The following is a 7,642-nucleotide window of genomic DNA, read 5'->3' as shown; positions in this document are numbered from 1 at the left end:
CGGACGCCGACGCCGCAGGGCCGTGGTGCTCAGGCATCCGGGGTCAGTTGGGACGGCGGCGGCGCCGTGACGGCGGTCACGCTCGCGCGTTCCTGGTTGCCGATGGTCCAGTCGCGCAGCAGCGCGTACGCCACTGCCAGCACGGTTGGCCCGATGAAGACGCCCAGGAAGCCGAAGGCCAGCGCGCCGCCCAGCACGCCCATCATGATCCAGATGAGCGGCAGGCCGGTGCCCTTGCTGATGAGCAGCGGCTTGATGACGTTGTCGGCCATGCCGACCACTGCGGCGCCCCAGACCACCATGAAGATCGCCCAGCCCGTCTCGCCGGTGTGATAGAGCCACAACGCGGCGGGAATCCAGGCCAGCGGCGGGCCCATCGGCACGACGGAAAGGAAGAACGTGATGAAGCCGAGAATCGCGGCGCCGGGCACGCCAGCGATCCAGAACCCGATGCCGGCCAGCACCGCTTGCACAAAAGCGGTGCCGAGCACGCCGTAGACCACGCCCTTGACCGTACTGCCGGCCAGTGACAGCAAGTGGTCGGCCCGGTCGCCGGACACACGGCGCATGCCGCCGCGTACCCAGTCCACGGCCAATTCGCCGCCGGTATAGAAGAAAAACGCCAGTACGATCGACAGCGCGAGCTGGCCGAGACCGGCTCCGATCGACAGGCCAGCGCCGAGCAGCGCGTGTCCCACCGGCGCAATCAGCTTGCGCAGGCTGGCCACGGTTTCGGAGTCGGCAGTGATGACCTTGTTCCAGGCCGATTCGATCTGCGGGCCAACGAACGGCAGGCTGCTGAGCCAGTCCGGCAGTTGCGGGATACCGTGTTCGGTATAGCGATTGACCAGCGCGGTCAGTTCGTCGATGTGCGCCGAGAAGCTGGCGCCAGCGTAGACGAACGGCCCGAGCACGATCACGGTGGCGATCAGCACGCAAATCAGCGCGGCCAGGCCGCGGCGGTTGCCGAGCCAGCGCGTCAGCACGGTATAGGGGTGCCAGGAGCTGTAGGCGAGGATCGCGCCCCACAGCAGGGCCGTGGCGAATGGCGCGAGTACGAGCAGCGAGCCGCCGATCAGGACGATCAGCGCGAATACGGCAGCCAGCTTCTCAATCAGTTGTCCGGAACTCATCTTTGGCGGGCCAGGGGCGTCCACTTTATAAGAACGCCGATAGCATAGCGGAATTCGATGAGCCGTCCGGGTTTCCCCTCGATCACTCAGTTTGCGGTGGTGTCCCGGCGCAGCAGGGCGGCTACCAGATCCGACTGGGTCACCATGCCCACGACGTGCCGGTCTCCATCGACCACGGGCACATGGTGCAGCCCGCCATCGGAGAACGCGTGCGCCAGTTCCACCATCGGCTGGTCGACATGCGCGGTCACCACCACGCGCGTCATCAGATCGCGCACGGTGCCGTTGGCACGGCGCGAGTTCGAACGATGCGCGCGGAAGAAATCGCTCTGCGTCACGATACCGAGCAGGCGGCGATTGCCGTCCACCACAGGTAGCGCCTTGATGTGGTGGCGCGCCAGCAGCGCGGCGGCATCGGCCGCGCGCTGGCCGGGGCGCACGGCCACGACGTCGCGCGACATGATGTCGCTGCAGCGCACGTCGCCGAAGCGGCGCGAGTAGGCACGCAGTTCGGCGGCCACCAGGATCGCCTCGAGATCGTCTTCCTCGATGTCCAGGAATTCACCGCGTGCAGCCAGCACTGCATCCAGGTCCGCGCGTGTGAAGCCCACGCGCCGGCTGGGCGGCACATCCTTGGTCAGGTGCTGCGAGGGCGGCTCGGGCGGCCGGTGCGGATAGCGCCGCTGCATGAGGTTATTGAACGCCAGCGCCGTCAGGAGCAGCAGCGCCGAGTTGATCGCGACCGGCGCCACCACGAAGCCGAAACCGAGCGCCTGCACGGCAGGTCCGCCAAACACGGCGGTGATCGCCACTGCGCCGCTGGGCGGGTGCACGCAGCGAAGCTGGAACATCAGTGCGATGGCCACCGCGACGGCCACGCCGGCGGCCAGCCCCGGCTCCGGAATCCAGCGCGCGCAGGCCACGCCGACCGTGGCGGCCACGAGGTTGCCGCCGATGATCGACCACGGCTGTGCCAGCGGACTGGCCGGCACGGCGAACAGCAGCACTGCCGACGCGCCCATCGGCGCCACGAACCACGGGTTGAAGCCCTGCAGGAAGTGGCGGCAGATCCATTCCGTGAGGAACAGGCCGATCAGCGCGCCGATGCAGCTCTTGATGCGCTCGCGGCGGCTCGCCGCGATGGGCATGGGGACGAAAGTGCGTAACCACGCACGTGTTCCGGCAACGGAAGTGGATAAGTCGAATGCTGCTGGCATCGAAAGCGGGGGCGGTTGGGGCGTTGGGGGCGCAACGGGGGCGTTTTTGCTGTGCGCGGGGCGCGTCGCAGCGTACCACGCTACAGGAGCGAGGCCCGCCAATATATCATGGCGTGATATATTCCGCCGGCCGGCAATCCTGCCGGAAAAGAAACCGCCCCCGCTCATGCATACGGAAGTTCACACCGTCGAAAAACGCGACTACGCCGTCAATGGCCGCCTGCCCATGCTGGCTGCCATCGCGCTAGGCATCGGTGCCATCAGCACCGGCGCCGCCTATGTGCTGGTCAATCTGATCCACTTCTTCACCAACCTGTTCTTCTTCCAGACGCTGTCGTTTGCCGATCGCTCGCCGGCTGGACACACGCTGGGCCCCTGGGTGATCGTGGTGCCTGCGATCGGCGGGTTGATCGTCGGCCTGATGGCGCGCTATGGCAGCGACAAGATCCGCGGCCACGGCATTCCAGAGGCGATCGAGGCGGTGCTGTTCGGCAAGAGCAAGATGTCGCCGAAGGTAGCGGTGCTCAAGCCGTTGTCGTCGGGCATCGTGATCGGCAGCGGCGGCCCGTTCGGGGCGGAAGGGCCGATCATCATGACCGGCGGCTCGATCGCCTCGCTGCTGGCGCAGTACCTGCACCTGACGGCGGCCGAGCGCAAGACGCTGCTCGTATCCGGTGCCTGCGCAGGCATGACGGCGATCTTCGGCACGCCCGTGGCGGCCGTCCTCCTGGCCATCGAACTGCTGCTGTTCGAACTGCGCCCGCGCAGCCTGCTGCCCGTGGCGCTGGCCTGCGCCGTGGCCGGGTTCCTGCGGCCGTTCGTGTTCGAAGCGGGGCCGCTGTTTCCGCTGCAGACCGCGCCGGCCAGCACGCTGGCGCTCGGGTCATGCGTGCTGGCGGGGCTGCTGTGCGGCGTGCTTGGCGCTGGGCTCACGCTCGCGCTGTATCGCACCGAGGATGCATTCGACCATCTGCGCCTGCACTGGATGTGGTGGCCGGCCATCGGTGGCCTGGTGGTCGGGATCGGCGGCTATTTCGAGCCGCGCGCGCTCGGCGTGGGCTACGACGTGATCGGCGACCTGCTCAACAACCGCCTGCTCGTGGAAGCGGCGGTGGCGCTGCTGGCCGTCAAGGCGGTGATCTGGATCGCCGCGCTCGGCTCGGGCACCTCGGGCGGGGTACTGGCCCCGTTGCTGATGCTTGGCGCGGGGCTTGGCGTGGTGCTGGCGCCGATGCTGCCGGGCGGATCGCCGGGCCTGTGGGCGCTGGTCTGCATGGCCGGTGTGCTTGGCAGCGTGCTCGGCGCGCCGCTGACGGCCATCGTGTTCGCCTTCGGCCTGACGCACGATAGCGAGGCGCTGTTGCCGCTGCTGCTGACGACGGCCGTGGCCTACGGCTTCTCGGTGCTGACGATGAAGCGCTCGATCATGACCGAGAAGATCGCGCGCCGCGGGCTGCATATCTATCGCGAGTACGGCGTCGATCCGCTGGAGCGCGCGCATGTGGGCGAACTGATGACGCGGGACGTGGTGTCGATCGACGCCAGCCTGCCGGTCACCGAGGCACTGCCGCGATACTTCGGTGATCATGCCGCGCATCGCGCCTATCCGGTGCTCCGGGACGGCAGGGTGATCGGTATGCTCCAGCGCGCGGCAATTGTCGCGGCACATGCCGGCGACGATGCCGGACTGACCTGTGGCGATCTGCTTGCCGATGCCGCAAATCCGAACGCCGGCCCGGCCGTGCTGTTGCCCGCACAGACCGGTCGCGCCGCCGCCGGACGTATGGCCGAACTCAGCGTGGCCAGGCTGCCAGTGGTCGAGGACGAGACCACGATGCGGCTGGTGGGCATTGTGTCGCTGCGCGACCTGATGGCGCCCAGCAGCCACGTGCTGCACGAGGAAACCCAGCGTGAGCGGTTGCGCGGGATGGCGATAAAGGCGCTTGGCCGCACCGTGTAGCAGGGGTCGGCTGTTCCGCTGGCATTTTGTGCACAGTTGCTTCGCATATCGGCTACGAAGGATAGCAATCTGGTCAGTTTGTTAGCTGTTTTTTGACGTGCGAGGGCACCAGAATTCACTCACCGAACACGAGAGTGAAATCAAGGAGCCCCCACCGTGACAGACTGCCCGACCATCCTCCTGGTAGCCCCCACCTTCTACGACGTTTCCTACAGCATCAATCCCTGGATGGACCCCGGGGCGTGGGCACGCGACCCGCGTGGCATGCATCGGCACGCGATGGCGTCGTTCGACGCCCTGCGGGAAGCGCTCGGCACGGCCGGATTTCAGGTTGAAGTCATGGAAGGCGCGCCGGGTCAACCCGACATGGTGTTCCCGGCCAACGCGGCTGTCGTGCTCGATGGCAAGGCCGTGCTGGCGCGCTTTCGCTATCCGCAGCGGCGTGGCGAGGAGGCGCCGTTCGCCGCGATATTCGAAGACCTGCGCGCGCGCGGCCTGATCGACAGCGTCGAGACGCTGCCCGAGGGTTGCTATCAGGAAGGCGCGGGCGACTGCATCTGGGATGCGTCGCGTGGCCACTTCTGGGCCGGCTTCGGACCGCGTTCCTCCCGTGAAGCCGCCGATGCGATGGCGCGCCACTTCGGTCAGGAAGTCGTGGCGCTGGAGCTTGCCACCGAACAGAGCTATCACCTCGACGTCTGCTTCTGCCCCCTGGCCGGCGGCGAAGTCCTGTACTACCCACCCGCCTTCAGTCCTGCCGCGCTGCGCGAGATTCGCGCGCGCGTTCCGGCCGCGCAGCGCATCGAGGCCACCGAGGACGACCTGCGGCATTTCAGCGTGAACGCGGTCAATCGCGGCGACACCGTCGTGATGACGCGCACCACGCCGCATCTGCGTACCGAGCTGGGCAGTCGCGGCTATCGGGTGCTCGAGGTGGATCTGTCGCCGTACATGATGTCGGGCGGTGGTGCGTATTGCATGACGTTGCGTCTGGACCGCGTCAGCACGTCCGTGCGGCGTGCGGTCGCGGCATGAAAGGAGTCGAGCATGAAGCACGCACTGAAAGAAACCGGGATGACGCGATTCCTGGATGCCGGTGACGTTGCGGCGCTGGTGCGGCGCATCGGTGTCCCGGTGGCCATCATGCAGATGGCGGACTGTGTGCGGCAGGATTTCCTGCGCTGGGATGCGTTCGAGAAGTCGGCACGGCTGGCCAGCCATTCATCGGTGGGCGTGATAGAGCTGATGCCTGTCAGCGATGGCGTCCAGTTCGCGTTCAAGTACGTCAACGGACATCCGCGCAACGCGCGACACGCGCTGCCAACGGTGATGGCGTGCGGCATGCTGGCCGAAGTGGAGACCGGATTCCCGTTGCTGCTGGCCGATCTCACGCTGGCCACGGCCTTGCGCACCGCGGCGACATCGGTGCTCGCCGCGCGCGCCATGGCGCGGCCCGGCGTGCGGACCATGGCGTTGATCGGCAACGGCGCCCAGGCCGAATTCCAGTCGCTGGCCTTCCATGCAGGCCTCGGTATCGAGACGGTACGCGCCTTCGACATCGACTCGCATGCCACCGCACGGCTGATGCGCAACCTCGCGGCTGTGCCGGGGCTGAGCATCGTGCCGACACGTTCGGTGCGAGAGGCGCTCGACGGTGCCGATATCGTCACCACGGTAACGGCGGACAAGACCCGCGCAACGATCCTGACACCGGACATGATCCGGCCGGGGATGCATCTCAACGCCGTGGGGGGGGATTGCCCGGGCAAAACCGAGCTGCACGTCGACATCCTGCATCGCGCGCGGATCATGGTGGAGTACGCGCCGCAGTCGCGCATCGAAGGAGAGATCCAGCAGTGGCCGGAGGCACCGGTCAGTGAGCTGTGGCAAGTGTTGTCGGGCGCGGTGCCGGGGCGTGCCAGTGCGGATGACGTGACGATCTTCGATTCTGTCGGTTTCGCGCTGGAAGACTACTCGGCGCTTCGCTGGCTCCATGCGGCGGCCATCGCGCATCACGCGGGCCAGTTCATCGAGCTTGTGGCCTTGCCGCCAGATCCGCGCGATCTCTACGGATGGATGATGAAGCCGGATATCGCCATACCCGGTGCGATGAGCGATGTTCCCGGGAAGGCCGTCGCCCTGGCGTGAGGCATCGCCAACGCCAGGCGCATGCCGTGACAATTGGCGCGCCCAATGGCACAACGGCCCGGACTTGCGTCCGGGCCGTTGTCGTATCGGGAATCAGGCGGGTCAGGCGCCCACGCGCCCCATCATCAGTTGGGCGCGCAGAAATCCCTTGATCTCTTCCAGCGACGGTGTCTTGAGGAACACCATGATGCCCCATTGCTGGAGCGCGTCAGCCACGCCGTCGTAGGCCTGGCGGTTCGTGATTACCGCGAAGACCACGTGCTGGCGCGAGAAGAAATTCTGCAGCTTCTCGATCGTCGCCGATTGCGCGTCATTGAGTTCTTCAACGTAGTAAAGCACCACGCGCGGACGTGAATCGACCGATGTGATCACCGTGTCCACCACGTCTTCGAGCACCTGGCTTTTGAGCGGCAACGACCATTTGCCAAGCTGCGCGCTGATGCGTTGCGCTTCCACATGGTTCGGATGGAAGACCAGCAGATCGAGGTCGTGCTCCATTGCCGCGTCGGGCACGGACCGGCTGGCGAGCAAGCGGTGCACCGTTTCCTTGTGGATACGGCGGTGGCCGCCGTTGGTTTTCCAGGCGCCAAGCTCACCCCGTTCGACCATCTTCTGGACGGTGCCCAACGAGACGTTCAGGAGTTTTGCTGCGGTGCGCGTGCTGTAGTATGGCTTTTCAGCCAGTTCTGGATCCAGTTTCATCCAATCACCCGTAGTATCGATCAGCAGCTCGGCGCGCAACGCGCACGCCGTGGCGCCTTCGGACACGCCACGCCGGTTAAATACCGGGCTGTCGAATTTTTACTGACCCTGATGCGTGCGACCCGCTCCCCGGCTGGTCTTTGTTGCTTTTGCATTTGCTACGTGACATGACAACGGCTACAGGATGCCGTGCACGTTTTCGGTGCCTGCAGTCTTGTGCTGCCTGGTACCTGTCTACACCATCAAATCGCATCTCTGCGAAAACGTCACTAGTATGGCCCCTTGATACGCACTCGTCACAGCCAGAGTCATGACTGACGTCACACTTTTGTCGTTTAACGTACGCTGCGCGGATCGCGTGGACAGGTGAGTGCAAAGATCATGTTGCGATATGTATCAGACGTTCTTCACATGACGATTGCAGAGACTCCCCGCGTGGTCGCCAGTTCCCATCAAAACGGCATTTTGTAAGTTGCCACATT

General features: G+C 65.8%; 6 protein-coding genes. 3 read left to right on the top strand and 3 right to left on the bottom strand.

Translation table 11 applies throughout. The annotated features are described in order from the left end of the window. Window positions 1–29: 29 nt before the first annotated feature. Window positions 30–1,133, bottom strand: a complete 1,104-nt coding sequence (locus D769_RS07175; RefSeq protein WP_008643578.1) for an AI-2E family transporter — start codon at window positions 1,131–1,133, stop codon at window positions 30–32. An 86-nt stretch (window positions 1,134–1,219) separates the two neighbouring features. Next, complete coding sequence (locus D769_RS07170) at window positions 1,220–2,350, bottom strand: HPP family protein (RefSeq protein ID WP_035881444.1); 1,131 nt, start codon at window positions 2,348–2,350, stop codon at window positions 1,220–1,222. Window positions 2,351–2,516: 166 nt separating this feature from the next. Here D769_RS07170 and D769_RS07165 point away from each other — a divergent pair, with 166 nt between their 5' ends. The 3 genes from D769_RS07165 (at window position 2,517) to D769_RS07155 (ending at window position 6,458) form a co-directional block, all read left to right on the top strand. Beyond that, on the top strand, window positions 2,517–4,310 hold the full coding sequence (locus D769_RS07165; RefSeq protein WP_008643574.1) for a chloride channel protein: 1,794 nt from the start codon (window positions 2,517–2,519) through the stop codon (window positions 4,308–4,310). Between the two features lie 156 nt (window positions 4,311–4,466). Then, the gene (locus tag D769_RS07160; RefSeq protein ID WP_008643573.1) at window positions 4,467–5,345 is read left to right on the top strand and encodes an arginine deiminase-related protein; all 879 of its coding nucleotides are present in this window, start codon (window positions 4,467–4,469) and stop codon (window positions 5,343–5,345) included. A 39-nt stretch (window positions 5,346–5,384) separates the two neighbouring features. Next, window positions 5,385–6,458 (top strand): ornithine cyclodeaminase, encoded by a 1,074-nt coding sequence (locus D769_RS07155; protein WP_234706938.1) that lies wholly within the window; start codon window positions 5,385–5,387, stop codon window positions 6,456–6,458. A gap of 102 nt (window positions 6,459–6,560) precedes the next feature. Here the strand turns inward: D769_RS07155 and D769_RS07150 are convergent, their stop codons facing one another. Continuing rightward, a complete protein-coding gene (locus tag D769_RS07150; protein ID WP_035881507.1) occupies window positions 6,561–7,160 on the bottom strand; it encodes a helix-turn-helix domain-containing protein in 600 nt (199 codons plus the stop codon). Window positions 7,161–7,642: the final 482 nt, after the last annotated feature.

The sequence above is a fragment of the Cupriavidus sp. HMR-1 genome (genome assembly GCF_000319775.1).
In the GTDB taxonomy this organism is placed as follows: domain Bacteria; phylum Pseudomonadota; class Gammaproteobacteria; order Burkholderiales; family Burkholderiaceae; genus Cupriavidus; species Cupriavidus metallidurans.
The sequence above is the reverse complement of the archived record's forward strand: the minus strand, read 5'-3'. Positions and strand labels throughout refer to the sequence as shown.

Bases quoted from the DNA above. Each gene is read 5' to 3' on its own strand.
- D769_RS07175 (WP_008643578.1), bottom strand. From the start codon at position 1,133: ATGAGTTCCGGACAACTGATTGAGAAGCTGGCTGCCGTATTCGCGCTG.
- D769_RS07170 (WP_035881444.1), bottom strand. From the start codon at position 2,350: ATGCCAGCAGCATTCGACTTATCCACTTCCGTTGCCGGAACACGTGCG.
- D769_RS07165 (WP_008643574.1), top strand. From the start codon at position 2,517: ATGCATACGGAAGTTCACACCGTCGAAAAACGCGACTACGCCGTCAAT.
- D769_RS07155 (WP_234706938.1), top strand. From the start codon at position 5,385: ATGACGCGATTCCTGGATGCCGGTGACGTTGCGGCGCTGGTGCGGCGC.
- D769_RS07150 (WP_035881507.1), bottom strand. From the start codon at position 7,160: ATGAAACTGGATCCAGAACTGGCTGAAAAGCCATACTACAGCACGCGC.